General features: G+C 58.7%; 35 protein-coding genes and 1 pseudogene. 34 read left to right on the forward strand and 2 right to left on the reverse strand.

Annotation, left to right across the window (positions count from 1 at the left end; all coding sequences use genetic code 11):
• Positions 1 to 155 precede the first annotated feature (155 nt).
• From rplW to OSA81_12230, 33 genes are all read left to right on the forward strand, one after another.
• Complete coding sequence (rplW, locus tag OSA81_12070; GenBank protein MDE0899747.1) at positions 156 to 464, forward strand: 50S ribosomal protein L23; 309 nt, start codon at positions 156 to 158, stop codon at positions 462 to 464.
• The gene (rplB, locus tag OSA81_12075) at positions 464 to 1,306 is read left to right on the forward strand and encodes a 50S ribosomal protein L2 (protein MDE0899748.1); all 843 of its coding nucleotides are present in this window, start codon (positions 464 to 466) and stop codon (positions 1,304 to 1,306) included. The genes rplW and rplB overlap by 1 nt, the downstream gene beginning before the upstream one ends.
• Before the next feature lie 15 nt (positions 1,307 to 1,321).
• Positions 1,322 to 1,603, forward strand: a complete 282-nt coding sequence (rpsS, locus tag OSA81_12080) for a 30S ribosomal protein S19 (protein ID MDE0899749.1) — start codon at positions 1,322 to 1,324, stop codon at positions 1,601 to 1,603.
• Positions 1,604 to 1,605: 2 nt separating this feature from the next.
• Complete coding sequence (gene rplV / locus OSA81_12085) at positions 1,606 to 1,959, forward strand: 50S ribosomal protein L22 (GenBank protein ID MDE0899750.1); 354 nt, start codon at positions 1,606 to 1,608, stop codon at positions 1,957 to 1,959.
• A 4-nt stretch (positions 1,960 to 1,963) separates the two neighbouring features.
• Positions 1,964 to 2,623, forward strand: a complete 660-nt coding sequence (rpsC, locus tag OSA81_12090) for a 30S ribosomal protein S3 (GenBank protein ID MDE0899751.1) — start codon at positions 1,964 to 1,966, stop codon at positions 2,621 to 2,623.
• Positions 2,624 to 2,645: 22 nt separating this feature from the next.
• Positions 2,646 to 3,062: a 50S ribosomal protein L16 gene (gene rplP, locus OSA81_12095; GenBank protein MDE0899752.1), complete on the forward strand. Its 417-nt coding sequence runs from the start codon at positions 2,646 to 2,648 to the stop codon at positions 3,060 to 3,062.
• Between the two features lie 30 nt (positions 3,063 to 3,092).
• Entirely contained in the window at positions 3,093 to 3,293 is a 201-nt protein-coding gene (rpmC, locus tag OSA81_12100; GenBank protein ID MDE0899753.1) for a 50S ribosomal protein L29, read from the forward strand.
• Positions 3,294 to 3,303: 10 nt separating this feature from the next.
• Complete coding sequence (gene rpsQ, locus OSA81_12105) at positions 3,304 to 3,573, forward strand: 30S ribosomal protein S17 (GenBank protein ID MDE0899754.1); 270 nt, start codon at positions 3,304 to 3,306, stop codon at positions 3,571 to 3,573.
• A gap of 47 nt (positions 3,574 to 3,620) precedes the next feature.
• Positions 3,621 to 3,989, forward strand: coding sequence for a 50S ribosomal protein L14 (rplN, locus tag OSA81_12110; GenBank protein MDE0899755.1), 369 nt, complete (start codon positions 3,621 to 3,623; stop codon positions 3,987 to 3,989).
• Positions 3,990 to 3,997: 8 nt separating this feature from the next.
• A complete protein-coding gene (gene rplX / locus OSA81_12115) occupies positions 3,998 to 4,318 on the forward strand; it encodes a 50S ribosomal protein L24 (protein ID MDE0899756.1) in 321 nt (106 codons plus the stop codon).
• Positions 4,319 to 4,338: 20 nt separating this feature from the next.
• The gene (rplE, locus tag OSA81_12120) at positions 4,339 to 4,911 is read left to right on the forward strand and encodes a 50S ribosomal protein L5 (GenBank protein MDE0899757.1); all 573 of its coding nucleotides are present in this window, start codon (positions 4,339 to 4,341) and stop codon (positions 4,909 to 4,911) included.
• Positions 4,912 to 4,926: 15 nt separating this feature from the next.
• Positions 4,927 to 5,112 carry a type Z 30S ribosomal protein S14 gene (locus OSA81_12125; GenBank protein ID MDE0899758.1) on the forward strand — a complete coding sequence of 62 codons (186 nt, stop codon included), beginning with the start codon at positions 4,927 to 4,929 and terminating at the stop codon, positions 5,110 to 5,112.
• A gap of 15 nt (positions 5,113 to 5,127) precedes the next feature.
• Positions 5,128 to 5,520 carry a 30S ribosomal protein S8 gene (gene rpsH, locus OSA81_12130; GenBank protein MDE0899759.1) on the forward strand — a complete coding sequence of 131 codons (393 nt, stop codon included), beginning with the start codon at positions 5,128 to 5,130 and terminating at the stop codon, positions 5,518 to 5,520.
• A gap of 12 nt (positions 5,521 to 5,532) precedes the next feature.
• Complete coding sequence (gene rplF, locus OSA81_12135) at positions 5,533 to 6,072, forward strand: 50S ribosomal protein L6 (protein ID MDE0899760.1); 540 nt, start codon at positions 5,533 to 5,535, stop codon at positions 6,070 to 6,072.
• Positions 6,073 to 6,077: 5 nt separating this feature from the next.
• A complete protein-coding gene (gene rplR / locus OSA81_12140) occupies positions 6,078 to 6,464 on the forward strand; it encodes a 50S ribosomal protein L18 (GenBank protein ID MDE0899761.1) in 387 nt (128 codons plus the stop codon).
• On the forward strand, positions 6,465 to 7,019 hold the full coding sequence (rpsE, locus tag OSA81_12145) for a 30S ribosomal protein S5 (GenBank protein ID MDE0899762.1): 555 nt from the start codon (positions 6,465 to 6,467) through the stop codon (positions 7,017 to 7,019).
• Entirely contained in the window at positions 7,012 to 7,209 is a 198-nt protein-coding gene (rpmD, locus tag OSA81_12150; GenBank protein ID MDE0899763.1) for a 50S ribosomal protein L30, read from the forward strand. The genes rpsE and rpmD overlap by 8 nt, the downstream gene beginning before the upstream one ends.
• The gene (gene rplO, locus OSA81_12155; protein ID MDE0899764.1) at positions 7,210 to 7,668 is read left to right on the forward strand and encodes a 50S ribosomal protein L15; all 459 of its coding nucleotides are present in this window, start codon (positions 7,210 to 7,212) and stop codon (positions 7,666 to 7,668) included.
• Positions 7,669 to 7,680: 12 nt separating this feature from the next.
• Positions 7,681 to 8,997, forward strand: a complete 1,317-nt coding sequence (secY, locus tag OSA81_12160) for a preprotein translocase subunit SecY (GenBank protein MDE0899765.1) — start codon at positions 7,681 to 7,683, stop codon at positions 8,995 to 8,997.
• 26 nt (positions 8,998 to 9,023) lie between these two features.
• On the forward strand, positions 9,024 to 9,689 hold the full coding sequence (locus OSA81_12165) for an adenylate kinase (GenBank protein ID MDE0899766.1): 666 nt from the start codon (positions 9,024 to 9,026) through the stop codon (positions 9,687 to 9,689).
• Positions 9,686 to 10,480, forward strand: a complete 795-nt coding sequence (map, locus tag OSA81_12170) for a type I methionyl aminopeptidase (protein MDE0899767.1) — start codon at positions 9,686 to 9,688, stop codon at positions 10,478 to 10,480. The genes OSA81_12165 and map overlap by 4 nt, the downstream gene beginning before the upstream one ends.
• Before the next feature lie 61 nt (positions 10,481 to 10,541).
• On the forward strand, positions 10,542 to 10,658 hold the full coding sequence (rpmJ, locus tag OSA81_12175; GenBank protein MDE0899768.1) for a 50S ribosomal protein L36: 117 nt from the start codon (positions 10,542 to 10,544) through the stop codon (positions 10,656 to 10,658).
• Positions 10,659 to 10,664: 6 nt separating this feature from the next.
• Positions 10,665 to 11,045 (forward strand): 30S ribosomal protein S13, encoded by a 381-nt coding sequence (gene rpsM / locus OSA81_12180; GenBank protein ID MDE0899769.1) that lies wholly within the window; start codon positions 10,665 to 10,667, stop codon positions 11,043 to 11,045.
• 103 nt (positions 11,046 to 11,148) lie between these two features.
• A complete protein-coding gene (gene rpsK, locus OSA81_12185) occupies positions 11,149 to 11,535 on the forward strand; it encodes a 30S ribosomal protein S11 (protein ID MDE0899770.1) in 387 nt (128 codons plus the stop codon).
• Between the two features lie 2 nt (positions 11,536 to 11,537).
• Positions 11,538 to 12,173 (forward strand): 30S ribosomal protein S4, encoded by a 636-nt coding sequence (gene rpsD / locus OSA81_12190; GenBank protein MDE0899771.1) that lies wholly within the window; start codon positions 11,538 to 11,540, stop codon positions 12,171 to 12,173.
• A 58-nt stretch (positions 12,174 to 12,231) separates the two neighbouring features.
• The gene (locus OSA81_12195; protein MDE0899772.1) at positions 12,232 to 13,275 is read left to right on the forward strand and encodes a DNA-directed RNA polymerase subunit alpha; all 1,044 of its coding nucleotides are present in this window, start codon (positions 12,232 to 12,234) and stop codon (positions 13,273 to 13,275) included.
• Between the two features lie 2 nt (positions 13,276 to 13,277).
• Complete coding sequence (rplQ, locus tag OSA81_12200) at positions 13,278 to 13,631, forward strand: 50S ribosomal protein L17 (GenBank protein MDE0899773.1); 354 nt, start codon at positions 13,278 to 13,280, stop codon at positions 13,629 to 13,631.
• Between the two features lie 49 nt (positions 13,632 to 13,680).
• Positions 13,681 to 14,229, forward strand: coding sequence for a hypothetical protein (locus tag OSA81_12205; GenBank protein ID MDE0899774.1), 549 nt, complete (start codon positions 13,681 to 13,683; stop codon positions 14,227 to 14,229).
• 43 nt (positions 14,230 to 14,272) lie between these two features.
• On the forward strand, positions 14,273 to 14,485 hold the full coding sequence (gene rpmB, locus OSA81_12210) for a 50S ribosomal protein L28 (protein ID MDE0899775.1): 213 nt from the start codon (positions 14,273 to 14,275) through the stop codon (positions 14,483 to 14,485).
• 286 nt (positions 14,486 to 14,771) lie between these two features.
• Positions 14,772 to 15,650, forward strand: coding sequence for a dTDP-4-dehydrorhamnose reductase (rfbD, locus tag OSA81_12215; protein MDE0899776.1), 879 nt, complete (start codon positions 14,772 to 14,774; stop codon positions 15,648 to 15,650).
• A 276-nt stretch (positions 15,651 to 15,926) separates the two neighbouring features.
• Complete coding sequence (locus OSA81_12220; protein MDE0899777.1) at positions 15,927 to 16,673, forward strand: sugar phosphate nucleotidyltransferase; 747 nt, start codon at positions 15,927 to 15,929, stop codon at positions 16,671 to 16,673.
• Positions 16,673 to 17,671, forward strand: coding sequence for a dTDP-glucose 4,6-dehydratase (rfbB, locus tag OSA81_12225; protein ID MDE0899778.1), 999 nt, complete (start codon positions 16,673 to 16,675; stop codon positions 17,669 to 17,671). Before OSA81_12220 ends, rfbB begins: the two co-directional genes overlap by 1 nt.
• Positions 17,672 to 17,744: 73 nt before the next feature.
• Positions 17,745 to 19,043: a nucleotide sugar dehydrogenase gene (locus OSA81_12230; protein MDE0899779.1), complete on the forward strand. Its 1,299-nt coding sequence runs from the start codon at positions 17,745 to 17,747 to the stop codon at positions 19,041 to 19,043.
• A gap of 204 nt (positions 19,044 to 19,247) precedes the next feature.
• On the opposite strand, the gene OSA81_12235 is transcribed toward OSA81_12230, so the two are convergent.
• Positions 19,248 to 21,413 (reverse strand): SLBB domain-containing protein, encoded by a 2,166-nt coding sequence (locus tag OSA81_12235; GenBank protein MDE0899780.1) that lies wholly within the window; start codon positions 21,411 to 21,413, stop codon positions 19,248 to 19,250.
• Between the two features lie 149 nt (positions 21,414 to 21,562).
• Positions 21,563 to 21,664 (reverse strand): annotated as a pseudogene (locus OSA81_12240) (sugar transferase).
• 483 nt (positions 21,665 to 22,147) lie between these two features.
• On the opposite strand from OSA81_12240, the gene secA reads away from it, so the two are divergent.
• The gene (gene secA / locus OSA81_12245; GenBank protein MDE0899781.1) at positions 22,148 to 25,414 is read left to right on the forward strand and encodes a preprotein translocase subunit SecA; all 3,267 of its coding nucleotides are present in this window, start codon (positions 22,148 to 22,150) and stop codon (positions 25,412 to 25,414) included.
• Positions 25,415 to 25,418 lie beyond the last annotated feature (4 nt).

The raw sequence follows: 25,418 nt of genomic DNA on the forward strand, positions 1-25,418 counted from the left end.
GGATGCCGCCCCGAAGAAGAAGGCCGCCCTGAAGAAGGATGCCGCCCCGAAGAAGAAGGCCGCTCCGAAGAAGAAGGCCGCTCCGAAGAAGAAGGCCGCTCCGAAAAAAGAGACTGTTCCGGTTGAGGAAGTCGCCGTCGAGGAGGAGAAGACCGATGCGTGAGGCATGGGACATCATCATCGCGCCGGTGGTTACGGAGAAATCCACGAACCAGATGGAGGCTAGCATCTACACCTTCATCGTCTCCAATGACGCGAACAAGATCGAAATCGGGCACGCCGTGGAGAAGCTCTGGGACGTGAACGTGAAGGACGTGCGGACGATGCGTTATCCGGGGAAGACCAAACGGGCTTTCATGGGTCGCATGTCGAAGGACGGCGGCAAGGGTCGCCGCCCGTCCTACAAGAAAGCCGTAGTCCAACTCGCGGAAGGCGAGCAGATTGAGCTCTACGAGGCCGGCTGATGGGAATTAAGAAATTTAGGCCGATGACACCAGGTCAACGAACGCGTACCATTCTCGACAACGAGATTCTCACGCGGAAGGGACCCGAGAAATCACTGACCGAGTCGCTGAGCAGCTCCGGCGGGCGTAACCACCACGGGCGAATCACAGTGCGGCGACGAGGTGGTGGTCATAAACGCCGCTACAGGATCATCGATTTCAAGCGCAACAAATTTGATGTGCCCGGTAAGGTCGCTCACATAGAGTACGACCCTAACCGGTCAGCAAACATTGCGCTGATTCACTATGCGGATGGTGACAAACGCTACATCATCCACCCGAAGGGGCTGAACGTCGGCGACATCGTCACCTCCGGACCGAACGCCGATGTTCGTATCGGCAGCACGTTGCCGCTTGATCTTATCCCGCTCGGCACAACCATTCACAACATTGAACTCAAGCCGAAGAAGGGTGCGCAGATGGCGCGCTCAGCTGGAGCCAGTGTCCAGGTCGTCGCAAAAGAGGGTGACTTCGTGACGCTCCGCCTCCCGTCCACCGAGGTCCGCCGCGTGCGCAAAGAGTGCATGGCGACCATCGGTGAAGTCGGCAACTCCGATCACGAGTTGACCGTCATCGGTAAGGCCGGTGCGAATCGGTGGAGGGGCAAGCGTCCGAAGGTCCGCGGTGTTGCGATGAATCCCGTCGATCATCCGTTGGGTGGTGGTGAGGGTCGCACATCAGGCGGACGTCCGCCGGTTTCCCCGTGGGGCAAGCCTGAGGGCAAGAAGACGCGAAACAAAAAGAAAGAATCTACTAAGTACATTGTGCGCGGTCGCAAACGCGGCAAAGCCACCAAGTCGTAGGCGGGGAATCGAACTATGCCGCGTAGCGTAAAGAAAGGTCCGTTCATCGATGAGAAGTTACTTCTCAAGGTCGATGGCATGAATTCTCGAGGGGAGCGAAAGGTCATCAAGACCTGGTCGCGAGCTTCGACGATTTCTCCGGACTTCGTCGGACACACGGTCGCCGTGCACAACGGAAACAAGTTCATCCCGGTGTACATCACGGAGAACATGGTCGGCCACAAACTTGGAGAGTTCTCGCCCACCCGCCTCTTTCGGGGCCACGGTGGCAAGCTCGCCGACAAACGGTCGGGTTGATTATGCAAGCAATAGCCAAAGCCCGAAGCGTCGGCATGAGTGCGCGCAAAGTGCGTCTCGTGGTAGACCAGATCAGGGGCAAGTCAGTCAATGAGGCATACGCGCTTCTTCAATTTTCGAAGAAGACCGCGGCGGAACCGGTCGGAAAGACTCTCCGGTCTGCAGTCGCGAATGCCCAAGTGAAATCACAGGACGAAGGAGCGATGGTCGACGCGGACGAACTCTTCGTGCGCGAAGCGTACGTCGATGAAGGCCCGACGCTCCGTCGCTGGAGGGCGCGCGCGCAGGGTCGTGCTTCCCCCATTCGTAAGCGCACGAGCCACATCACCGTGGTTGTCGATACCAAGGACGCGTAGGGATATGGGACAGAAAACACATCCGGTCGGGTTCCGGCTCGGCATCGTCAAGGACTGGAAATCGCGTTGGTACGCCGAGCGTGATTTCCCGCGCTTGCTCAAAGAAGACGAGACGATTCGCAAGTATCTGCGTCGTCGTCTTTCACACGCCGCGCTGGCCATGGTCGAAATCGAGCGTAAGCCGAGCAAGATCGTCGTCACGCTGCACACAGCACGGCCAGGGGTTGTGATCGGTAAGCGTGGTGCCGAGGTCGACAAGCTGCGGGACGAGTTAGCGACGATCTCGAATGCCGAGATCTCTGTTAACGTCGAAGAGATCAAGCGGCCCGAGACAAGTGCCTATCTGGTTGCTGAGAACGTGGCCCATCAACTTCGCCAGAGGATTTCTTTCCGTCGTGCTATGAAGCGCGCGGTTCAGTCATCCATGCGTGCCGGTGCCGAGGGCATCAAGATCCAGTGCGCGGGTCGTCTCGGCGGTGCCGAGATCGCGCGTACGGAGAGTTACAACGAAGGTCGGGTGCCGCTGCACACGCTCCGGGCCGATATCGACTACGCGCAGTTACACGCGCACACCACCTACGGGGTCGTGGGGGTGAAGTGTTGGATTTTCAAGGGTGAAGTTGTTGAGGAGCGGCGTGGCCGCACCTATTCGACTGGCTCTTGATCAAGGAATCGAGGATTAAACGATGCTAGCGCCAAAACGGGTAAAGCGCCGGAAGACCCACAAGGGTCGAATGCGTGGACAGGCTCACCGGGGAGGAAAGGTTGCTTTCGGTGAGTACGGGCTCCAGGCACTCGAGCCGACGTGGATCACGAACCGCCAGATCGAGTCCGCTCGTATCGCGATGACACGACACATCAAGCGTGGCGGGAAGGTCTGGATTCGAATTTTTCCGGACAAGCCAATCACGTCGAAACCCGCCGAGACCCGAATGGGGAAAGGTAAGGGAAGCCCGGAAGGTTGGGTTGCCGTGGTAAAGCCTGGACGGATCATGTTTGAGCTGGAGGGGGTGACTGAGGAAGTGGCCGCACGGGCCATGGAACTCGCCGCTGCCAAGCTGCCGATTAAGTGCAAGTTCGTTGTGCGCGAACAGCAGCTTTAAGGCCATGAGAGTTGAAGGGAGTACAGAGAGATGAAGGCTGAAGAAATTCGCGACTGGGACGACGTCGAGATCACGGCGCGGCTCAAGGAGCTCAGGGAGGAGCAGTTCAAGCTGCGTTTCTCCAGCTCGATGATGGAGATGGAAAACAACTCCATCCTCGGGCAGGTGCGTCACGACATCGCGCGCCTTATGACGGTCATTCGCGAGCGTGAGCTCGCCCAGAAAGCCTGATAGAAAAGCCATGAGCGAAAATCAAAACGATCGCAACCGTCGCAAGGTCCGCACTGGTTTGGTGGTGAGTGACGCGATGAACAAGACCGTGACCGTGACCGTAGAGCGCCGATTCCAGCACCCGTTGTATGGGAAGGGAATGAAGCGCTCGACGCGTTATCACGCGCATGACGAAAAGAACGAATACCAGGTAGGGGACACGGTGAAAATTACCGAGACCCGCCCACTGTCGAAGACTAAGCGGTGGCGAGTTCTCGAGCTGATGTCACGCCCGGTCTGATCGACCCGACGCACACGACGAGTTAGCAAGAGCCAGAGAGAGATAAGATGATCCAGCAGGAGTCGGTCCTCAGGATCGCCGACAACACCGGCGCTAAAGCAGCACTCTGTATTCGAGTGCTGGGTGGTTCCGGACGTCGGTACGCCGGTGTCGGTGATTTGATCGTTGCGACGGTCAAGGACGCCATCCCGAACGCGGGTATCAAGAAGGGCACGGTGGTGAAGGCCGTCGTAGTCCGGACCGCCAAGGAAAGGCGCAGGCGCGATGGGACATATATCCGTTTTGACGACAATGCAGCCGTGATTGTCGACGACAACGGCGAGCCCAAGGGCACTCGGATTTTCGGACCCGTAGGCCGCGAGCTTCGTGAGAAGAAGTACATGAAGATCGTTTCGCTGGCCCCGGAGGTTCTGTAATGGGCAAGATGAAGATCAGGAAGGGCGATCGTGTACGAGTCATCCGCGGGAACTACCGCGACATGGAGGGCTCGGTCTTAGAAGTGTTCAAAGACAAAGATCGAGTTCGTGTTGAGGGCGTGAACATGCGGAAGCGTCACACCCGTCCGAGTGAAGCCAATCCCGACGGTGGCATTATCACTTTCGAGGCCCCGATCCACATCTCCAACGTCATGCTGATCGACGCTTCCGCCGACACGGCGAGCCGAGTCCGTATGCGCGTTGAAGAAGACGGAACCAAAGAGCGGATCGCTGTGAAGAGCGGCAATCCGATTCCGCGGCCGAATTAAGAGCTAGAGAAATGAGCAAGATTGAACCAAGACTGAAAGCGCACTATCTGAATTACGTGCGGCCGAAACTCCAAAAGGAGTTCCAGTTCTCGAACCTTCACCAGACACCGAAGCTCGATAAAATCGTGCTGAATGTGGGTGCTGGTGCAGCTGGCAAAGACCAGAAGCTTCTCGAGAGCATTGTCAACGAACTTGGGATTATCACCGGTCAGAAGGCCAATCGGAATCGAGCCCGGAAGTCCATCTCTAATTTCCAGCTTAGGGAAGGGATGGCTGTGGGTGCCTCGGTGACGCTTCGGCGCGACCGGATGTGGTTTTTCCTGGATCGCTTCATCAGCACCGCGATCCCGCGAGTCCGCGATTTCCGTGGTCTGCCGACCCGTTCGTTCGATGGGCGTGGCAACTACACGATGGGCGTTCGGGAGCAGATCATTTTCCCCGAGATCAACTTTGACGACGTCAAGCAGATCCACGGGATGGACATCACATTCGTGACGTCTACCAACAAAGACGACGAAGGCTTCGCTTTGCTCCGCGAGCTTGGCTTCCCCTTCCGTGGTCAGGTGCCGGTGCAAATCGGCGCGTCCGCATAAGAGAGAGAAATTCGAATGGCCAGAAAGGCACTCGTCGAGAAAGCGAATGGCAAGCAGAAGTTCGCCGTGCGGCACCGGAATCGGTGTCAGCGGTGTGGGCGGCCACGCGCGTTTATTCGGAAGTTCGGAATCTGCCGAATCTGCTTCCGTGAAATGTCACTCCGGGGAGAGATCCCAGGTGTGCGCAAGTCGAGTTGGTAAGGGGATTATACGACCATGATGACTGACCCCATCGCGGATATGCTCACCCGTATACGGAACGCCGGACAGGCGTCCCACAAGTGGGTGGACATGCCCGTGTCCAAGCAGAAGATCGAGATTGCGCGCCTCCTAGAGGCGAGCCACTTCGTTCACGCTCATAAAGTTCTCCAGGATGGCCGCTTCGGCGTTCTCCGGGTGTATCTGAAATACCATGACGGTAAGGCCGTCATTCGACATCTCGAGAGAGTGTCGCGTCCGGGTCGTCGTCGCTACGTAAGCAGCGGTGACATCCCACGCGTTCGCAATGGTCTTGGGATCTCGATCATGTCCACATCAGCTGGAGTCCTTTCCGGTCGCGATGCTCGTAGTCAGGGTGTCGGGGGCGAGGTTCTGGCCTTGGTCTGGTAGCAGAGGGAAACGATGTCGCGTATTGGAAAGATGCCTGTCGAGATCCTGAAAGGGGTCGATGTGAAGCAGGCCAACGGAACGGTTACCGTCAAAGGTCCCAAGGGTGAGCTCGATCTGACCCTGCACCGGGATATGTCGGTGGAGATGGATGATGCCCAGGTCCGGGTGCTTCGGCCGTCGGATCACAAGGACCACCGGGCGTTGCACGGACTGACACGTTCGCTCATTGCGAACATGGTTCAGGGTGTGACAGAGGGTTATTCCAAGACACTTGAGATCATCGGTGTCGGCTATCGGGCTGAAGCGAAGGGCAAGATGGTCCAGCTGACGCTCGGATTCAGCCACCAGATTGACTACAAGCCAGCAGATGGTGTGAGTATCGAGTGCCCGAACCAGACTACGGTCGTGGTGTCAGGCATCGACAAACAGAAGGTGGGACAGGCCGCAGCAGAGATCCGGTCTTTCCGTCCGCCTGAGCCATATAAGGGCAAGGGCATCCGATATCAGGGCGAACACGTCCGGCGTAAGGCCGGTAAGACCGCCGGAGCCTAAGGGTCATGATTAAGCACAGTAAGCTCAAAAAGAGCCGTCGCCTTCAGCGCCAGCGCCGACATTTCAGGGTACGGAACAAGGTCCGCGGAACGGAGTCACGACCCCGTCTCGTGGTGTTCCGATCGCTGAAGCACATGGAGGGCCAGATCATCAATGATGACGCTGGGCACACCCTTTTTGGCCTGTCGACGTTGACCGAAGATCTCAAGGGATTCTCGGCTGAAGGACAGAACAAGCGTGTCGAGCAGGCGTATGCGGCCGGCAAGCTCCTGGCAGAGAGAGCAAAGAGTCAGGGAATCGAAACCGTGGTCTTCGACCGTGGTGGATATAGATATCACGGTCGAGTGAAGGCCTTCGCTGATGGAGCCCGTGAGGGCGGTCTGGAGTTCTAGATGTCGAACAATCCGAATCCCAAGAAGTCCAAGAAACGCGACGGTGGTCGTGGCCCGCGGGGTCGTGAGAGCGATCTGGTGGAAACCGTGATCTTCATCAACCGTGTTGCGAAAGTTGTGAAGGGTGGCCGTCGCTTCTCCTTCTCAGCCCTCGTGGCAGTCGGTGACAAGAAGGGCAACGTCGGTGTCTCGATCGCGAAAGCGAACGAGGTCGCTGAGGCCATTCGCAAAGCGTTCGAGCGGGCTCGCCGAAACATGGTGAAGATCCCGATCGAGAACGGCACTCTGCCACACGACATTATCGGTAAGTGGGGCGCCGGGCGTGTGCTCATGCGGCCCGCCGCACCGGGTACCGGCGTCATCGCTGGTGGTCCGGTTCGTGCCGTCCTCGAGGCCGCCGGTGTGACCGATGTGCTCACCAAGAGCCTCGGGACCAACAATCCGATCAACGTGGTCCGCGCGACCATGAACGGGCTCGATGAGCTTGTGACGGCTGAGCAGGCTGCCAAGGAACGCGGAGTGTCGGTAGAGGCCCTGGGAGTGCACCGTGGCTAAGAAGACATTAAAGAAGGTCCGGATCACTCAGACTCGCAGCAACATTGGTCGGAAGGTCGGCCATCGTCGCACGATTGAGGCCCTGGGGATCAAGCGGCATCAGCAGAGCGTAGTGCATGAACTCACTCCGGCTATAGAGGGGATGATCAACAAGGTCTCCTTCATGGTCGAAGTCGAAGAGGTCGAATAAATGGCAGAGTTGCATGATCTGAGCCCATCGTCGGGTTCCACGAAGACGCGCAAGCGGAAAGGCCGCGGACAGGGTTCCGGGAACGGCAAGACTGCTGGTCGCGGACAGGACGGGCAGAAATCTCGTTCCGGCGGTAAGGTCCACGCGAGGTTCGAGGGTGGACAGATGCCCCTGATCCGCCGGATACCGAAGCGTGGCTTCAAGAGCATCAACCGGGTCGAGTACCAGGTTGTGAACGTGCGTGATCTTGAGAAGGTCGACGGCGATATCTCGCCGGAGTCGCTCAAGGCAGCTGGTCTCGTGCGGTCGCTCCGCAAACCGGTGAAGGTGCTGGGCGTCGGCGAAGTGTCAAAGAACGTCTCAGTCACCGCGCACAAATTCAGTGCGAGTGCTCAGGCCAAGATCGAGGCTGCCGGTGGTTCGGTGACCGTGATCGAATCAAGCCCCCCGGAAGTGTAGGGACCCGCAGTCATGGCGAACAATCCCGTCGCAAATTTGATGCGCGCACCGGAGCTCAAGGAGAAGATTCTTTTCACCTTGCTGATCCTCCTCATCTACCGGACCGGTGCGCATATCACGGTTCCGGGCCTGGATGTGAACATCCTGCGTGCCACCTTTGGTGCGCTGCAGGGGACGTTCCTCGGCATCTACGACATGTTCGTGGGTGGCGGGCTGTCTCGGGCTACGATCCTCGCACTGGGCATCATGCCGTATATCTCCGCGAGCATCATGTTCCAGCTGCTCGCTGCGGTCTTCCCGACCATTGAGAAGCTGCAGAAGGAAGGCGAAGACGGCCGGAAGAAGCTGACCCAGTGGACGCGCTATACGACCGTCGGACTGTCGATGGCGCAGGCGTACGGCTACTCGGTCTTCCTCCAGTCGATTCCAGGTGCAGTAAGCACGCCCGGTCTCGCGTTCACGCTTACCACGGTCATTGTCCTGACGGTCGGTGCCATCTTCGTGATGTGGCTGGGTGAGCAGATCACCGACCGCGGGATCGGAAATGGGATGTCGCTGCTGATCTTCTTCTCGATTATTGAGACGTTTCCGGCAGCGCTCGGCCGCACATGGGAAGCCTTCACGCTCGGCGAGATTGGTCCCTTTGCGCTAATTATCCTGGGGGTGACGGTCGTAGCCATCACCGCGGGTGTAACCGCGATGACAATGGCCTCCCGAAAGATCCCAGTTCAGATCCCGCGGAAGGTTGTTGGTCGGGGACGCATTCGTGAAGGCCAGAAAAGCTTCGTTCCGCTGCGGGTGAACTCTGCCGGTGTTATGCCGATCATCTTCGCACAGTCCTTTATCGTTGTGCCTGGTACGCTTGCGGCATTCTCGGATATTCCTGCGATTCAGTCTTTGGCGGACATGTTCCAGCCGTCGACCGGACCCTACTACGTCACGTATGGTCTACTCATTCTGTTCTTCACGTACTTCTATACGGCGATCATTTTCAATCCGGTCGATCTCGCCGAGAACCTGAAGAAGCAGGGTGCGTTCATTCCCGGTGTGAAGCCGGGTGCCCGCACCGCCGAGTACATCGACCGCGTGCTCACGCGTGTGACTTTGCCCGGATCGATCTACCTGGCCTTCATAGCCTTGGTACCGTTCTGGATCATTGATCTGGCCGGTATTCAGACGTTCTTCTTTGGTGGCACCAGTCTGCTGATTGTCGTCGGGGTTGGACTCGACACGGTCCAGCAGGCCCAGCAACTTCTTCTTCTGAGGCATTACGATGGCTTCATGAAGAAGGGCCGCGTGAAGATGCGCGGCCGTCAGCAGTACATGTAGCTGAACTGATCCGGTGAACTAGCTCCATGGTTTTTGTGCTGCTCGGCCCTCCCGGGGTCGGGAAAGGGACGCAGGCCGTCCGGCTCGTAGACGAGTTGGGTGCTGAGCATGTCTCGACCGGTGACCTACTTCGCGCAGCGCGTCGCGAAGGCACGGATATGGGTAACCTCGCGCAGGGATTCATGGATCGCGGCGAACTCGTACCGGACGATCTGATTCTCGATCTGGTCCGTGTACACCTCGGGGGAGTCGAGGCCGATACCGACGTGCTCTTCGACGGATTCCCTCGCACAACTGAGCAGGCCACAGGCCTGGGGTCGGTCCTGAAGACCATCGGCCGCAAGGTAGACGGAGTTGTTCTTTTCGAAGCACCGGACGAGACGCTCGTAAGGAGACTTAGCGGTCGACGCAGCTGTCCGGAGTGCGGGGCCGTGTACAACACATACTTCAGTCCGCCCCAGGTTGCGGGCACATGTGACCGCTGCAGGGCCTCACTGATGCACCGTGTGGACGACGAGCCCGAGACGGTCACTCGTCGCTTGCAGGTCTACCTCGAACAGACCGCTCCGTTAGTGGCGTTTTACGACGCCCATGAAGCGCCAATGGCTCGGATCGCAGCGAATCGGGCTGTCGAAGACATTTACGGTGACTTCAAGGTGGCAGTGGCTCAGGCTGGCGGAGGTGCTAAATGATCCACCTTCGTACGTCGGACGAGATGGATACCATTGCCCACGCCGGTTCGATCATCGGAAAACTGCACGACACCTTCCCGGAGCAGATCCGGCCCGGTGTCTCCACAGCCACAATTGATCACTTCGCAGAGGAGTTCATCGTCTCGCACGAAGGGGCGATACCTGCGTTCAAGGGGCTCTACGGATTTCCTGGCAGTGTCTGTATTTCGTTGAACGAAGAGGTGGTTCACGGGATCCCAAGCTCGCAGCGGATCCTGCAGGAGGGCGATATCGTGTCTATCGACGTCGGGGTTCGCCTCGACGGCTGGTACTCGGACTCGGCCCGTACGTTTGCAGTGGGTGAGGTCACTCAGGAAGCGGTTGATCTCATGGACATCACTCAGCGGTCGCTCGAGGCTACGATCGACGTCGCTACGGTCGGGAACCACGTGGGTGATATTGGCGCAGCAGTCGTGCGCACATGTGCCGGCACCCAGTATGGCATCATTAAGGAGCTCGTGGGCCACGGGGTGGGTCGGGAGCTTCATGAGGAGCCGCAGGTGCCCAATATCGGTCGGGCAGGTCAGGGTCCTCCACTACGAGAAGGAATGGTCTTGGCGATTGAGCCAATGCTCTCCGCTGGCACCGCGCGCATCAAGACACTCGACGACGGATGGACGGTGATTACGGCTGACCGTTCGTTGTCCGCACACTTTGAGCACACTGTTGGTATCACGAAGGATGGACCGAGAATATTGACCTCGGCAGCAGGTCCTGTCGGTGCGGGTTCATTCGTGCCCACGGGCGGTTGAAGGCCTTGTCAGAGCTAGTTATACTTGCAAGCTCTGCTACAAACGGATTTGGAGAAGCAAAGTGAAGGTCCGAAGCAGCGTCAAGCCAATCTGTGAGCACTGTAAGGTGGTCCGCCGTAAAGGCGTGGTCCGAATCATCTGCTCGCGGAATCCAAAGCACAAACAACGTCAGGGGTAACGCGACATGGCACGTATCGCTGGCGTAGATTTGCCGCGCGGAAAACGAATTGAGATCGCTCTCACGTATATCTTTGGTATCGGGGACACCCGCGCCAAACAGATTCTCGATGCGTGCGGTGTAGATCCGAACCGAAGAACCCAGGATCTCGACGACGACGATGTGAATCGTCTCCGTCGCCAGATCGAGGGCAACTTCAAGGTCGAGGGTGCGCTTCGCACCGAGCGATCCATGAATATCAAGCGCCTGATGGACATCGGGTGCTATCGCGGACTGCGGCACCGCCGGGGACTCCCGGTACGCGGTCAGCGGACGCACACGAACGCCCGGACGCACAAAGGCAAGAAGCGTGCGATCACTGGTAAGAAAGCGCCGCCGAAGAAGTAGCATGCGCCTCACGGCGCTGGGCGAGCACTTGATTCGGTGCGGATCCGCATCGAAGACTGATTAACTACGCTGGTATTACGCAGCAACTGAGGATTCATACACAGTGGCCAAGCCAAACACACCCAAGCGCTCGAAGAAGGTCGTCGAGGCCGAGGGCATCGCCTACGTTAAGGCGACGTTCAACAACACCGTGATCACCATCACGGACAACTCGGGCAACACGATCGTCTGGGCCAGTGCAGGGAAGGCCGGTTTCAAGGGCTCCAAGAAGTCGACTCCGTTCGCAGCAACCGTTGCCGGTGAGCAGGCCGGACGCGAGGCGGTCTCCGCGGGCGTGAAGCGGGTCGACGTGCGGGTACAGGGGCCCGGTTCAGGGCGCGAGTCTGCAATTCAGGCACTCGCCTCGGCTGGCCTCTTCATCAAATCAATTCTGGACGTAACGCCGCTTCCGCATAACGGCTGCCGCCCGCCTAAGAAGCGCAGGGTTTAATAATGGCTCGCTATACCGGACCCGCTTGCAAGCTCTGCCGTCGCGAAGGTGGCAAGCTTTTTCTGAAGGGTCAGAAGTGCTACACGGACAAGTGTCCGATCGAACGTCGCGCCTATCCGCCGGGCCAGCACGGCCCAGCGCAGGCGCGCCGCCGCAAACAGTCTGACTATGCGGTTCAGCTTCGTGAGAAGCAGAAGGTCAAGAGGACCTATGGCCTCGGTGAGAAACAGTTCCGCAGCCTCTTCGAGCACGCGAACCACATTCCGGGCGTGACAGGTGAGAATCTTCTCGTCGCGCTCGAAACGCGTCTCGACAACACCGTATTCCGGATGGGCATTGCGCAGAGCCGTAACCAGGCTCGGCAGCTCGTCCGTCATCGTCACGTCGAGGTGAATGGCCGTTACGTGGATGTCCCGAGCTTCAAGGTGAAGCCTGGCGACGAGATCGCGGTCAAGTCCAAATCAAAGAACATCGTCCCGATCGAGGCAGCTCTCGCAGCGCGTACGCGCCCGAAGTTGCCCGAATGGCTGGCTCTGGATGACAAGCAGCGTGTTGGTCGTGTGGTGCGCGCTCCCATGCGGACCGACGTCGACAGCTCGATCCAGGAGCAGTTGATCGTGGAGCTCTACTCGAAGTAATGCCATCGCCTTGGTCCCGTGCGGACTTTGGCGTCATCGGTGCAATCAGGAGGACATTGTGGAATTAGATCTGACCGGACTGGTACTTCCGGAGCGTGTCGAGAACCTCGACCCGCAGGAAGGTGCACGGTCGGCTCAGTTCGTCATGGAGCCGCTTGAGCGTGGCTTCGGCCATACGCTCGGGAACTCGGTACGTCGGGTTCTTCTTTCATCGCTGCGCGGCTCTGCCGTGTGGGCGTTCCGGATCGACGGTGTGGTACACGAACACCAGACTATCCAGGGCGTGGTGGAAGACGTTCATCAGGTGATTCAGAACCTCAAGTCACTCGTCGTAACGCTCGACGATGACGTTGAGGAAGCCGTGCTGGAGATTCACATCGAAAAGGGTGGTCCGATTACCGCTTCGATGATCCAGACGTCGGCTGGCTCTGAGATCATGGATCCGGACCATCACCTGTTCACGCTCCAAGAGGATCGTTCGCTCCATGTGGAGCTTCATGTGAACACGGGCCGTGGCTTCGTACTGGCGAACACGCACCCAATCCCACGTGGTGCGCCGGTCGACCTCGTCCGAATCGATTCGATCTACAACCCGGTTCGTCGGGCGAATTTTTCAGTCGAAGAGACCCGGGTCGGGCAGCGGACGGACTTTGATCGCCTGACGCTGCAGGTCGAGACTGACGGATCCATTGAGCCAGAGGCTGCCGTTGCGTACGCCGCTGACCTCGTCCGGAAGCATCTGGAGTACATGTTGTACTTCGGTGAGGGCGGTATTCCGGAGGTTTCCCCTCCTGGTGCGTCACCGGTCTCGGAGCGTCTTCAGGACCTCTTCGTGCGTCCCATTGAGGACCTCGCTGAGCTGTCGGTTCGCTCGCGCAATTCACTGCAAAAGGAGAGCGTCAGCACGCTTGGTGACCTCGTGCAGCGTAGCGAGGAATCGATGCTGCAGATCGAGAATTTCGGAAAAAAATCACTTAAGGAAATCTCCGACTTCCTCGAGGAGCACAGCCTACGATTCGGCATGCAGCTCGAAGAGGGCGAAGATGGTCGCCTGTTCTTCGTAGAAGATGAGGCCGAAGCCGCAGCAGGCGGCGAGGAGTAACCGTGCGGAACCGCAAGAAGGGGAGACAGCTCTCCCGAACCCGCAGTCATCGGAAGGCAACGCTTCGCAACATGGTGACGTCGCTTTTCATGCACGAGCGGATTGAGACCACGACGGCTAAGGCGAAGGAGCTTCGGCCGTATGCCGAGCGCCTGATTACTCTGGCTCGTCGTGGTGACGTACACGCGCGTCGACTCGCAGCCATGAAGATCCAGGACCGACAGGTCCTCGGAAAGTTGTTTGATGACATCGCTCCGCGCTATATGGAGCGTCCGGGTGGCTACACCCGCGTGCTCAAACTCGGCAACCGAAAAGGTGATGCGGCGGAGATGTCGCTCATCGAGTTGGTCGGTTAGTTTGGCCGCCGTGAACAGCCAAGACTCTACCAAGGACAGGACCAAGGACATGCCGGAGAACGCTTCTCGACGTGGTGCAGCAGACATGGGAATGATCCTCATGATCGCGGCCTTCGCGGTTATGGGTGGATTCATGTATTGGATTAGTGGCGAGGCCGCCGAGGAACGGGCGAATCGTCCGGTAGCCGAAGCGCCAGTCGAGGAGGCCGATCCGGGGATCCCGGATGTGCGCTTTGGCGACAACGAGGGGACTGTCTTTCCGGAGGACTACCTCGGTCAGGTGATTCGCGGTGCAGGGTACGAGGTCGCCAGCATGCTTGGCAGCCAAGGGTTCTGGGTGGCGACACCGAGTGGCAACCCGTTCCTCATTACTTGGAACGAAGCGCTGATGGCTGAAGGGCGCACGGTAACTCAGGGCGACATCATTACTGTCGAGGGCGAGATCCGTGAGATGGATCCTTCAGCGATTGCCGCTTGGGTGACAGCGCAGACGATATCCGAGAATGATCAGATTGTGGCTGAGTTTGCAACCCACTATCTGAGAGCGCAGAACGTCGACGTGACCGGCGGTCCGGGCGCGGCGGGCGACGGCAACTAGACGCCCGCCCCTTCATACAAATTTCAAGCAGAGATCGATAGAGATGGCTCGAGTGTGCTATTCGTGTGGCAAGGGACCCGCTACGGGAAACAACGTCAGCCACGCGCACAACAAGACGCGGCGCCGTTGGTTGCCGAACCTTCAGACGGTGAAGATCGTCGACGACAAGGGCGATCGCCGTCGGGTCAGGGTGTGCACCCGGTGCATCTCGGCGGGCAAGGTCGCCAAGGCTCCACCTATGAAGGTGGCTGGCTGACCGAAGGCCCCGTGACCGGATTGGCCGTGTGAAATTAAGAGACGCCTCTCGGGATTTTTCCCGTGAGGCGTCTCTTTTTGTGCCTGGTCCGGGCTGCATCGCTTAGTTTTCACTGGACCTGTCATCAGTGGGCGATGACGGTGTGCCGTTGAGGTTGATGTCGGAAATGTGGTGAAGTAGCTGCGGGACCTGTATCCGTCACCGCTGGGGGTATGAGTGCTCTGGCTCGGTCCGCTTATTGTGAGCCACCGGACGTTTTTTTGTCGATAGGTAATGGGGACCTGACATGAGGATCTTGGTGACCGGTGCGCGTGGGCTCCTCGGTACGGAGGTTGTGCGGGCCGCACGGGTCGGAGGACATAAGGTTGTCGCACTGGGCCGCGCGGAGGTCGATGTCACCGATCCGGATGCAGTGTCGGCGTGTTTCCTGCAAGAGCAACCCGACGTCGTTGTGCACTGCGCCGCGTATTCGGCTGTCGATAAGGCGGAGTCAGAACCGGACATCGCCATGGCGGTCAACCGCGGTGGCGCCAGGAATGTCGCTCGATCCGCGCAGTCCGTCGGGTCGTCCACGGTTTACGTTTCGACCGACTACGTCTTTGACGGGCTAAAATCGTCGCCGTATCTCACGACGGATGAGACCGGCCCGATTTCCTCCTATGGCCGATCGAAGCTGGCAGGTGAGTTAGAAACTCTGGCGGCCTATACCCCGGGTAATGAGGCTGGCGATGGATCTGGACGGGTGCCTTCGGCGCTCGTTGTACGAACGGGTTGGTTGTATGGGGCCGCCGGTGGCAATTTCGTGCAGACGATGTTGCGGATCGCGAGGGACCGGGACAAGGTGAGAGTGGTCGACGACCAGGTCGGGCGCCCGACTTGGGCAAGAAACGTTGCCGAGGCCATTATCGAGTTGATTGAAGTCCGGGCAGGCGGTGTGATGCATGTGGCCGATGCAGGAGAGGCGACGTGGCTAGATCTCGCGCGGCAGACGTTCTTGGTTCAAGGTGTTGAGATGGATACTGCGGGTGTCTCGACGTTGGAATGGGGTGCGGATGCGCCCAGACCCCTGTATTCGGTTCTTGATCTCGGTGAGACGGAAGGGGTGCTTGGCCGAGGAATGACCGACTGGCGGGATGCCCTTCCCGCCTTTCTCGAGAGCCTGTGATACGGACGTACACCGATTCGGTCATCGGATCGATCGGTTCTGGGATATTAGAGTGCGTGTGAGTCGTTCTGATGATGTCAGGAGAAGAATCCTTGAAGGATTGCACGCTGCCGCCGAGGCCGTGGGGTGGGCGCTTTGACGGGCACCCGTGTGGACTCGCTTGCCTGCGTGACGGAAGCGAACTGGCATTCAATCAGGAGCGACCGGTCTCCCCGAACTATATGGCGGCAGGTCGTGCGTTGGGTGAGGCCGCTGTTGGCGGATGGTTGAAGTAGGATGAAAGGGATCGTACTTGCCGGCGGACTCGGGACGAGACTTCTCCCGATGACTCGCGTGACTAACAAGCATCTGCTTCCAATTTATGATCGGCCCATGATCTGCTATCCGCTCCAGCAACTGGCTCAAGCGGGGATTCGGGACATTCTCGTTGTCACCGGTGGCGACCATGCAGGGGACTTCCTCAAGCTTCTGCGAAACGGGCGGGACTTCGGCCTGGATTACCTTCGATATGCGTTTCAGGAGGGGGAAGGGGGTATCGCCGAGGCATTGGGGCTGGCAGAGCATTTCGCCGCAGGTGGTCCGGTTACAGTGATCCTCGGCGACAACATCTTTCAGGACTCTTTGGCACCTGCTATCGGGAGCTTTGTCGAGAACCCCGTCGGAGCGCGGCTTCTCCTCAAGACCGTGGATGACCCCCAACGGTTTGGCGTCGCGACCGTCGAACGGGAACGTGTCGTGCGTGTGTCTGAGAAGCCCATCCACCCCGCGAGCTCCCTGGCCGTCACCGGATGCTACATGTACGACCACAAGGTGTTCGACGTGGTGCGAACGCTCGAGCCCTCGGCCCGTGGCGAGCTCGAGATCACTGATGTGAACAACCAGTACATCGAGTGGGGCGAGCTTGGGCATGATGTGATCGAAGGATGGTGGACTGACGCCGGGACGGTTCCGTCCATTCACCGCGCCGCCGGACTGGTTGCCGCAGATCGTTCGAATCCGGTCCTGACGGGCGATCTGACCTGATGCGCTATCTGATCACAGGCGGCGCTGGCTTTATCGGGTCGAACTTCGTCAGACATGTGCTGGCGGAGCGCCCCGACGTGGAAGTCGTGAACCTGGATCTGCTCACATATGCTGGACACTTGGTGAATCTTGAAGGGGTGCTGGATCACCCGCGCTATCGGTTCGTACAGGGTGACATATGCGACGGCGCTCTGGTGGGTGAGGTGATGGAGGGCGTCGACGTGGTATTCCACCTCGCCGCCGAGTCCCACGTCGATCGGTCGATCGTCTCAGATCAACCATTTGTACGCACCAACGTCGTGGGGACGGCGACACTTCTTGCCGCGGCACTCGAATCCGGTGTGTCGCGCTTCGTGCAGGTGTCTACGGACGAGGTTTATGGAGAGCTGCCCTGGGTCGACCCGGCTGGACCTGACGCGGCTACGGCCCCTCGCTTTTCGGAAGACTCCCCGATCGCTCCACGCTCCCCATACGCGGCGACGAAGGCGGCCGCCGATCTGATGGCGCTTGCCTACTACGCTACGCACCAGCTGGACGTTGTGGTAACGAGGAGTTCGAACAACTACGGTCCCTATCAGTTCCCCGAGAAACTGATACCGCTGGTCATCTCGAGGGCATTGGCAGAGCAGCAGATACCCGTGTACGGAGACGGACTCAACGTGCGAGACTGGATCCACGTGTCTGATCACTGCGTCGGACTGTTGTATGCGGCTGAGGAGGGTGTGGCTGGCCAGGTCTACAATTTTGGCGGAGAGTCCGAGTTGACGAATCTCGACGTCGTCCGGAGAATCCTAGCGGCTTTGCAGAAGCACGAAAGCCTGCTCGAGTTTGTAACGGACCGGGCGGGACACGATCGACGGTATGCCATCGATTTCACTCGCGCGACGGATGAACTCGGGTGGATGCCTGCGATTGACTTCGAGGAGGGCCTCCGCCGCACGATCGACTGGTATCAGGGGTCTTCTGCGTGGATTACACAGGTGGCGACCGAGCGCTAATACGATTTCAGATCGCGATTCAGTTATCGTTTCGAGGCTCAAGTTTTTCATCGAACCCGGATAGAGCGTCAGCATGACCCCTCACGGTACGCAGGGCGCGACGGTCGGAGTGATTGGGCTCGGCTACGTGGGCCTTCCCCTCGCAGTCGAAGCAGGGAAAGGCGGCTTCAACGTGATTGGCTTTGATGTGACCGAAGTCGTTACGGCCAACGTCAACGAGGGTCAGTCGCATACCCAGGACGTGCCGTCCGAGGAAGTCGCGGTCCTGCGCGAGGCCGGTGTTCTCGAGGCAACGACTGACATGTCCCGCCTTGCTGAGTGCGATGTCATCTTGATTTGTGTGCCCACGCCGTTATCGAAAACGCGGGACCCTGATGTGTCCTACATCCTGGCAGCGTCGGAAGCGGTTGCAGGCGGGCTACGGAAAGGTCAGCTGATCATTCTCGAGTCGACGACCTATCCGGGTACGACGCGGGAAGTGATGCTGCCTGCGCTGGAAGCGACCGGGCTTTCGATTGGAGAGGACTTCAATTTGTGTTTCTCGCCTGAGCGGGTCGATCCTGGGAACGAGACCTGGAACACCAAGAACACTCCCAAAGTGGTGGGTGGGATTACCGCCGCATGCACCGAGGCCGGAGCCGCCTTCTACCGAAAATTTCTCGACACCATTGTGCCGGTCTCTTCGGCTGAAGCCGCGGAGATGACCAAGATCCTGGAGAACACCTTTCGGGCGGTGAACATCGGATTGGCGAACGAGACAGCTCTTATCGCCGAGCGACTGGGCGTCGACATCTGGGAGGTCATCGAGGCGGCTGCAACCAAGCCGTTCGGCTTCATGAAGTTCATGCCAGGGCCGGGCCTTGGCGGACACTGCATACCGGTGGATCCGCACTATCTGTCTTGGAAGATGCGGACGCTGAACTACAAGACGCGGTTTATCGAGCTGGCGTCCGAGATCAACTCGGAAATGCCCTACTTCGTGGTAGGAAAAATTCGAGAGGCACTCAAGCGTCGTCGGAAGGCGGTGAACGGCTCGAAGGTATTGGCGCTAGGTGTGGCCTATAAGCGCGACGTCGAGGACGTCCGTGAGTCGCCGGCGCTCGATGTGATTCGGCTGCTGGAGGCCGCCGGCGCTACGGTGTCCTATCACGATCCGTTCGTCGCTGAACTGCACGAGGAAGGGACGCATCTCAGCTCGGTCGAGTTGACCGATGCGGCGATGGCTGGTGCCGATGCTGTGGTGATCCTTACCGACCACTCGGATTTTGATTACCAGCGAGTGGTGGACGCCTCCACAGTACTGGTGGATGCTCGCCACGTGGCCCCCCGCAAGGTGGATGAGGTCGGTTCAAGCTGGATCGTGAAAGGGTGATGCGACCCGAAGTCATCAAGACGGCGCCAGTGGTCAAGGTCCAGCATCGCGGTATGCTGGACTAAGTCCTTGACTTCTTCGCGACCGAGCCAGACGCGGATTTTTCGTTCTTGGATCTAGCTCAAGCGCCTGGTCTTAGTGGCAGGCGAACGGTGCGAGCACTTTCGCCACGGGTCCAATGGATCGCCGGACAGTCTAGTGTGGCTAGATCGGACTGCTATTTTTCACGATCAGGAGGAATATTGTCGCCATCGACCCGAGGATGGTAACGAGCCCTGTCGTCAACGCGACTTTGTCGATTCTATTGGTGGGGTCCTTCGCCGGGACGGTAATTGCACTCCCCGCGGTAGGCGACGGGTAGCTCGACCAGAGCAAGAATTTCGATCGGGTTTGGGTGAGACCGCTCGCGGATTGGACAGAGGAAAGCTTCTTGTCTGCATCTCCCCGGAAGCCGCCCGCCGCTTGGATGTAGTATGCGAAGTCCTGGCCTTCACGGTAGAGGACTGTGACAGGCGAGTTCACCGCGCCGCTCACGACCACCGTTGGTGTGTATACCGGCACGTTGACGATGTCGCCTGGGCGGAGGAGGATATTTTCAATTCCCAGCGGGTCTATCATTGCCGCGGGGAGGTTGAGGTCGAGCCTCCCCAGGCCGGCCTCGTCTCGAATGAGCTGTACTCCTTCGACGTTCCCATTCTCAAGAATAGATCCGGCCCGAGCTATCAAGTCGAGAATACGATCGTTCTTCGACAGCAGCGTGTATTGACCGGGGACCGAGATTTCGCCTGTGATTGTGACTGACTGAGGCATCGCAAACTCAGGTTGGCGGAAGATCACAACTTGGTCAAACGGGACCAGGGTAAAGGCAGGAGCCGTCCCTGGAGCGGGGAAATCGATGCCGGCTGGACCCACGTACCTCGCATCTAGAGAGCGCTGACTCAGGTAGCTCGAGTCTAGGGGGACAAGCAGGCGATCTACGAGTTCTCCCTTTTCACGGTCCTCCGGTAGTCGCGACACTTCGGCCTGGCGCAGGTCAGCTCCAACGATCGGACCCCGGGCAAGATTCACCAGATCACGCAGGGTCATCCCTTCGTGCCACGGGAACATGTTGGGCTCAGCTACCATCCCTCTGACCGTCACGTGGAAGCTTTGATCTAGCGCAACCACAGTGCTGACTACGATCGAGTCACCGTCTTGGAGCCCTACCGGTGGAATGATCACCCCACCCAGGTGGTTCACCGCGGAAGGGTCCTCGGACGCTGTAAGATCGAGATCAATCGCCAATCGGGAGGCAAGGCCCGGAGCACGGTCAGAGGGGCGCAGAATACGATAAACGGTGACTCGTGACCGGTTGGCCCTAGGCCCAAAACCACTCCCGGCTCGGAGCAAGTCGATAAGGTCTTCGGACTCAGATATGTCGTATTGAGCAGGGCGGCCAACCGCGCCGTGCAGTTGTACTCTCCGTTCCCGTGGCGGGACAAACAAGACATCACCCTGCTCCAACGTGATGTCACCGGTCACGTCACCTTCGAGGAGATACGGGTATAGGTCGAGGGAGCTGTTCTCACCGTCGCGTCGACTGATTCGGACCTGGCGCAAATTTCCTAAGTCGGTAGGCCCGGCAGCAGCGTAAAGCGCATTCGTCACAGTAGCCACGGATGACAGCTGGTAGGCCCCGGGTTGTTCGATTTCACCGGCCACATAGATCTGGATGGTACGGAGTTCTGTGATCGTCACGTTGATCGAAGTCGTGCCCCGGCGAATGCCCGAGTAGAAGCCAGCGAAGCGATCCCGAAAGAGAGTTCGCAGCTCGGACATCGTCAGGTTTGCGACAGAAATGCGGCCGACCTGCGGGACAATAACGGCTCCATCTCGAGTAACGCCGAGTTCGTGTGCGAGCTCGGCCTCGCCGGTAAGGATCAACAGGATCCGGTCACCGGGCCCGAGCTGGTAGTCGTCGGACACAGGACCTGAGAGGAGTGGCTGGAACTGTGACGTGGCACGGCGAAAGACGTCATGCCCAAAAATGGGAAAGCCTCCGTTGCGCGAGTCGGGTAGTCTTGCGGACTGCATACCACTCATGCTCTCGACGCGCTCGAGGCCATCGGCGCTCTGCGCGGCACCGAACGTTCCTGCACCGGCGGAGGCTGCCCCGAGGTTCTGACCTGCCATGACGGCGTCCAAGCCGTCGGAGGGATAGCCCATCGAGGCTAGACGAGCGCGAACCTCCGCTTCGGTCATTCCGGATTCAACCAGGCGCTGTCTAACCAGTTCTGGGTTCTCTCGCAGGAGCCGCTGCGCTTCGGCCGCGGAAGGCACCTGGGCGAGACCGTCACTCGGACGTAAAGCACCAAGGCCGATCGCCAGCATTATCAGGATTGCTCGAGTTCTAAGAGAGGATCTCAAGTGTGTCACCATGAAGAAATGTCGAGTGAGGCGTTACACCACGTTGGTTGGCAACTGATTGTTGCCGCTCAGTACGCACCTGTGCGAAAGGCTACCGCCGGTAGTGTCTACAAGAGAATGCGAAGATCAAGCCAGAAAGACCAGTTCTCGACGTATTCTCGGTCTAGCCCCACAACTTGCTCGAAGTCTACAATCGATCTCCGGCCACCGACCTGCCAGAGTTATGTCAATCGTGGTTTGACCGACAGCCGAATGAAATGATGATCATCGTAGTCATTAGTAGTCAGTCAGGTCCGATTCGAGTAACCGCTGTCGAACGAGTTCTGGGTCCTCTTGAAGCCGTCGGGGGGGGGGCTTCCGCCAGTGAAGGTGTTTGGGCCTGTCGCAGCCCGGCTGTGGTGGCAAAAATGCCAAGGCCCACGCCCAGGCTGACCTGCTGTAGCTATGTGCCAGGGGGGCTGCCGAGAGTGGTGCTTCGCCTGCTGCAACGACGTATCGCGAGCCACTACAAGAACTTCCGCGCCGAATGTACCGTTGGGTCGGTACTGTTACAGACAACAGGCCGCGTAGCTGCTGACCGTAGTTCGCACGCCCTCGATCTGAAGGCGATCTTTGTCCACCGCTTGGTGTACGCTCGTGGTCCCAAAGACTGACATGGAAGGCTGCGATCGACTCGCTCGCAGCCAATGACATCGTACATGCTAAAAACCGCACTTAAAACCTTCGTCGGCTCTCGCCACACGCGTGAGGCCAAGAAGCTTCAGCCCCTGATCGAGGAGATCAACTCGATCTACGAAGGACTCGCTTCCCTCTCCGACGATCAGCTCAAGGCGAAGACGGATGAGTTCCGCGGCTATATCACGGAGCGAACCACGGCCGTCAAGTCGCAGATCAATGAGTTGAAGGAGGAGAAGCGACACTCCGAGGACCCCTCTGAGCGCGAGCGGTTATCCCTTGAACTTGGCGGACTCGAGGATAAGCTGCTCGGCGAGATCGAAGAGTCGCTGGAGGATATCCTTCCGGAAGCGTTCGCGGTTGTAAAGGACACCTGTCGACGACTGGTGGGCACGGAGGTCACGGTCACAGGGCAGACGTTGACCTGGGACATGATTCCATATGATGTGCAGCTGATCGGTGGGATCTCGCTACACCGCGGGAAGGTTACGGAGATGGCGACGGGTGAAGGAAAGACACTCGTTGCTACGATGCCGCTCTACTTGAATGCGCTGACGGGCAGTGGCGCACATCTGGTCACGGTAAACACCTACCTTGCCCAACGAGATGCCGAGTGGATGGGTGCCGTGTTCGGCTTTCTGGGACTCACCGTCGCCGTGATCGACAAGTTTGATCCAGGTTCGCCGGAGCGCCAAGCGGCCTACGCAGCTGACATTACATATGGCACGAACAACGAGTTCGGGTTCGACTATTTGCGGGATAACATGGTGCATCAGCTCGCGCAGAAGGTTCAGCGTGAGTATTCGTACGCGATCATCGACGAGATCGACTCGATTCTGATCGATGAGGCGCGCACCCCTCTTATTATCTCCGGTCCGGTTGGGCGCGATACCTCGACACCGTTCAAGCAGTTCAATCCACTTGTAGCCGCGCTTTGCAAAAAGCAGCAGCGGCTGACCAGCGGGCTCGTAAGTGAGGCCGAGAAACATCTTGAGGCTGGGGAGGAGTTCGAGGCGGGGGAGAAGTTGCTGGCCGTTAAGCGCGGCGCTCCGCGGCAGCGACAGCTGACGAAGATGTTCGCGGACGATCCGTCTCTTCAGACCCTCGTGAACAAGGTCGAGGGCGACTACATGCGGGAGAAGCGCCTGCATGAGGTCGATGAGATGCTTTTCTTTGCGATGGACGAGAAGGGCCACAACGTCCACCTGTCCGACCGTGGTCTCGACGAGATGTCCCCGAACGATCCCGATGCGTTCACCGTCCCGGATCTTTCAGCAGAGATGGGCGAAATCGAAGTCTCCGAGACGCTCTCGCTAGACGACAAGCGCGCCCGTATTGAAGAGCTGGAAGCGGAGTACGCTGGCAAGAGCCAGAAAATCCACGTTATCCACCAGCTGCTCAAAGCGTACACGCTGTTCCACAAGGACGAGCGATACATCATCGGTGAAGATGGACAGGTCGTCATCGTCGACGAGTTCACTGGGCGACAGATGGCAGGTCGGCGTTGGAGCGATGGCCTGCACCAGGCGGTGGAAGCGAAGGAAGGCGTGGAGATCCAGGGCGAAACGCAGACGCTCGCGACGATCACCATCCAGAATTACTTCCGGATGTACGACAAGCTGTCCGGCATGACCGGAACTGCTGAGACGGAGGAGGGCGAGTTTCATCAGATCTACGCTCTGGATGTGATCGTGATTCCGACCAATCGGCCGATTACGAGAGAAGATCGGAACGACCTCATCTTCCGAACCAAGCGTGAGAAGTACGTCGCGATTATGGACGAGGTGGAGCGGCTTCAGCGCCTAGATCTGCCGGTCTTGGTAGGAACCACGAATGTTGATGTGTCTGAGACCCTCTCGCGCATGCTCAAGCGCCGAGGCATTAAGCACCAAGTCCTGAACGCCAAGCACCATAAGTCGGAATCGGAAATCGTACGGGACGCCGGCCAGCCGGGGGCGGTGACAGTCGCCACGAACATGGCCGGACGAGGCACGGATATTAAGCTCGGCTCCAGCGTCACTGAGGCTCGCTCCGTCGAGTGGCTCAATGAGCGAAGCATCGATGTCGATGACGTGCTGCCGGTCGACCCAGTTCGTGCTGAGAAACTCAAGTTGAAGAACGACGAGGACGTCCTCGAGTATGGCGGCCTTCAGATCATCGGGTCAGAGCGCCACGATTCTCGTCGTATCGATCGGCAGCTTCGAGGTCGGTCCGGTCGACAGGGTGACCCAGGCGCGTCGCAGTTCTATCTGTCGCTAGAAGACGACCTCATGCGTCTGTTCGGTTCGGAGCGCATCGCGGGCGTTATGGACAAGATGGGTGCCGAGGAAGGTGACGTGATCACGCACGGTCTCGTTACGAAGTCTATCGAGCGCGCCCAGATGCGGGTCGAAACTAACAACTTCGAGGCCCGTAAACGCCTCCTGGATTATGACGACGTCATGAACCAGCAGCGCGAGGTCATCTATGACCTACGGCTTTTCGCTCTGGAGGGTGGGGAAGACCTGAAGGGTGAAATCTGGGAGATGATCGAGCAGGCTGCCCGAGACGCGATTGATGAGTACGCGCCTCTCGAGCAGTCGTCCGAGCAGTGGGATCTCGCCGGACTGCGCCGCCGACTGATTATCGACTTGTTCATCGTCGTTGGTGAGTTGCCAGAAGAGAACGATGCCGAGCATGAGCATGAGCGCTACGAGATCGAAACCTGGGTACTCGATGGCCTAAGGAACTCCTTCCACAACAAGATTGAGTCACTCGGTGAGCACTCCGAGCAGGTCATGAGTTTCATTATGCTCAGTGTGATCGACGAGAAGTGGAAGGATCATTTGTATGATCTAGATCACCTGAAGGCATCGATCGGCTTCAGGGGTTGGGGACAGAAGGATCCGTTGGTCGAGTACAAGAAGGAGGCCTATGACATGTTTGTGGACCTCATGACGGATCTACGGAAGACGTTGGCTAGCTACTTCTTCCGTGCACAGTTTGGCGCGCCGCAGCAGCAGAGAAAGGCGCCCCAGCGGTTGAAGTATTCGGGGTCGACGGATGGGGGTGGAGCGTCTGAGTCCCCCGCGCGACAGGGAGCGTCTAGCCAGGCGAATGTGGACGGCCTCGGAATGTCGGCGCGGGCGAGTAACGGGGACGTGGCAGGGCCGGGTTTGACCGGATTGGTAACGAATAGTGGAAAAGAGAGATCTAGGACGCCCGTGTCCGCTGAGGATGAGCCTGGGAGGAATGATCCGTGCCCATGTGGGTCAGGGAAGAAGTTTAAAAAATGTCACGGGCGTGGGTGAGGGG

It is taken from the genome of Longimicrobiales bacterium, from assembly GCA_028823235.1.
GTDB lineage: Bacteria > Gemmatimonadota > Gemmatimonadetes > Longimicrobiales > Gaopeijiaceae > UBA2589.

What these genes read in the sequence shown, in the direction of transcription:
- rplB (MDE0899748.1), top strand. Translation starts at nt 464, where the DNA reads ATGGGAATTAAGAAATTTAGGCCGATGACACCAGGTCAACGAACGCGT.
- rpmB (MDE0899775.1), top strand. Translation starts at nt 14,273, where the DNA reads ATGGCTCGAGTGTGCTATTCGTGTGGCAAGGGACCCGCTACGGGAAAC.
- secA (MDE0899781.1), top strand. Translation starts at nt 22,148, where the DNA reads ATGCTAAAAACCGCACTTAAAACCTTCGTCGGCTCTCGCCACACGCGT.
- secY (MDE0899765.1), top strand. Translation starts at nt 7,681, where the DNA reads ATGGCGAACAATCCCGTCGCAAATTTGATGCGCGCACCGGAGCTCAAG.
- OSA81_12230 (MDE0899779.1), top strand. Translation starts at nt 17,745, where the DNA reads ATGACCCCTCACGGTACGCAGGGCGCGACGGTCGGAGTGATTGGGCTC.
- rplF (MDE0899760.1), top strand. Translation starts at nt 5,533, where the DNA reads ATGTCGCGTATTGGAAAGATGCCTGTCGAGATCCTGAAAGGGGTCGAT.
- rplX (MDE0899756.1), top strand. Translation starts at nt 3,998, where the DNA reads ATGAAGATCAGGAAGGGCGATCGTGTACGAGTCATCCGCGGGAACTAC.
- rpsQ (MDE0899754.1), top strand. Translation starts at nt 3,304, where the DNA reads ATGAGCGAAAATCAAAACGATCGCAACCGTCGCAAGGTCCGCACTGGT.
- rplW (MDE0899747.1), top strand. Translation starts at nt 156, where the DNA reads ATGCGTGAGGCATGGGACATCATCATCGCGCCGGTGGTTACGGAGAAA.
- OSA81_12220 (MDE0899777.1), top strand. Translation starts at nt 15,927, where the DNA reads ATGAAAGGGATCGTACTTGCCGGCGGACTCGGGACGAGACTTCTCCCG.
- rplV (MDE0899750.1), top strand. Translation starts at nt 1,606, where the DNA reads ATGCAAGCAATAGCCAAAGCCCGAAGCGTCGGCATGAGTGCGCGCAAA.
- rpsH (MDE0899759.1), top strand. Translation starts at nt 5,128, where the DNA reads ATGATGACTGACCCCATCGCGGATATGCTCACCCGTATACGGAACGCC.
- rplP (MDE0899752.1), top strand. Translation starts at nt 2,646, where the DNA reads ATGCTAGCGCCAAAACGGGTAAAGCGCCGGAAGACCCACAAGGGTCGA.
- rpsS (MDE0899749.1), top strand. Translation starts at nt 1,322, where the DNA reads ATGCCGCGTAGCGTAAAGAAAGGTCCGTTCATCGATGAGAAGTTACTT.
- rplR (MDE0899761.1), top strand. Translation starts at nt 6,078, where the DNA reads ATGATTAAGCACAGTAAGCTCAAAAAGAGCCGTCGCCTTCAGCGCCAG.
- rpsE (MDE0899762.1), top strand. Translation starts at nt 6,465, where the DNA reads ATGTCGAACAATCCGAATCCCAAGAAGTCCAAGAAACGCGACGGTGGT.
- OSA81_12205 (MDE0899774.1), top strand. Translation starts at nt 13,681, where the DNA reads ATGCCGGAGAACGCTTCTCGACGTGGTGCAGCAGACATGGGAATGATC.
- rpsD (MDE0899771.1), top strand. Translation starts at nt 11,538, where the DNA reads ATGGCTCGCTATACCGGACCCGCTTGCAAGCTCTGCCGTCGCGAAGGT.
- OSA81_12165 (MDE0899766.1), top strand. Translation starts at nt 9,024, where the DNA reads ATGGTTTTTGTGCTGCTCGGCCCTCCCGGGGTCGGGAAAGGGACGCAG.
- rpsC (MDE0899751.1), top strand. Translation starts at nt 1,964, where the DNA reads ATGGGACAGAAAACACATCCGGTCGGGTTCCGGCTCGGCATCGTCAAG.
- rfbD (MDE0899776.1), top strand. Translation starts at nt 14,772, where the DNA reads ATGAGGATCTTGGTGACCGGTGCGCGTGGGCTCCTCGGTACGGAGGTT.
- OSA81_12235 (MDE0899780.1), bottom strand. Translation starts at nt 21,413, where the DNA reads ATGCTGGCGATCGGCCTTGGTGCTTTACGTCCGAGTGACGGTCTCGCC.
- rplN (MDE0899755.1), top strand. Translation starts at nt 3,621, where the DNA reads ATGATCCAGCAGGAGTCGGTCCTCAGGATCGCCGACAACACCGGCGCT.
- rpsM (MDE0899769.1), top strand. Translation starts at nt 10,665, where the DNA reads ATGGCACGTATCGCTGGCGTAGATTTGCCGCGCGGAAAACGAATTGAG.
- OSA81_12125 (MDE0899758.1), top strand. Translation starts at nt 4,927, where the DNA reads ATGGCCAGAAAGGCACTCGTCGAGAAAGCGAATGGCAAGCAGAAGTTC.
- map (MDE0899767.1), top strand. Translation starts at nt 9,686, where the DNA reads ATGATCCACCTTCGTACGTCGGACGAGATGGATACCATTGCCCACGCC.
- rplO (MDE0899764.1), top strand. Translation starts at nt 7,210, where the DNA reads ATGGCAGAGTTGCATGATCTGAGCCCATCGTCGGGTTCCACGAAGACG.
- rfbB (MDE0899778.1), top strand. Translation starts at nt 16,673, where the DNA reads ATGCGCTATCTGATCACAGGCGGCGCTGGCTTTATCGGGTCGAACTTC.
- rpmC (MDE0899753.1), top strand. Translation starts at nt 3,093, where the DNA reads ATGAAGGCTGAAGAAATTCGCGACTGGGACGACGTCGAGATCACGGCG.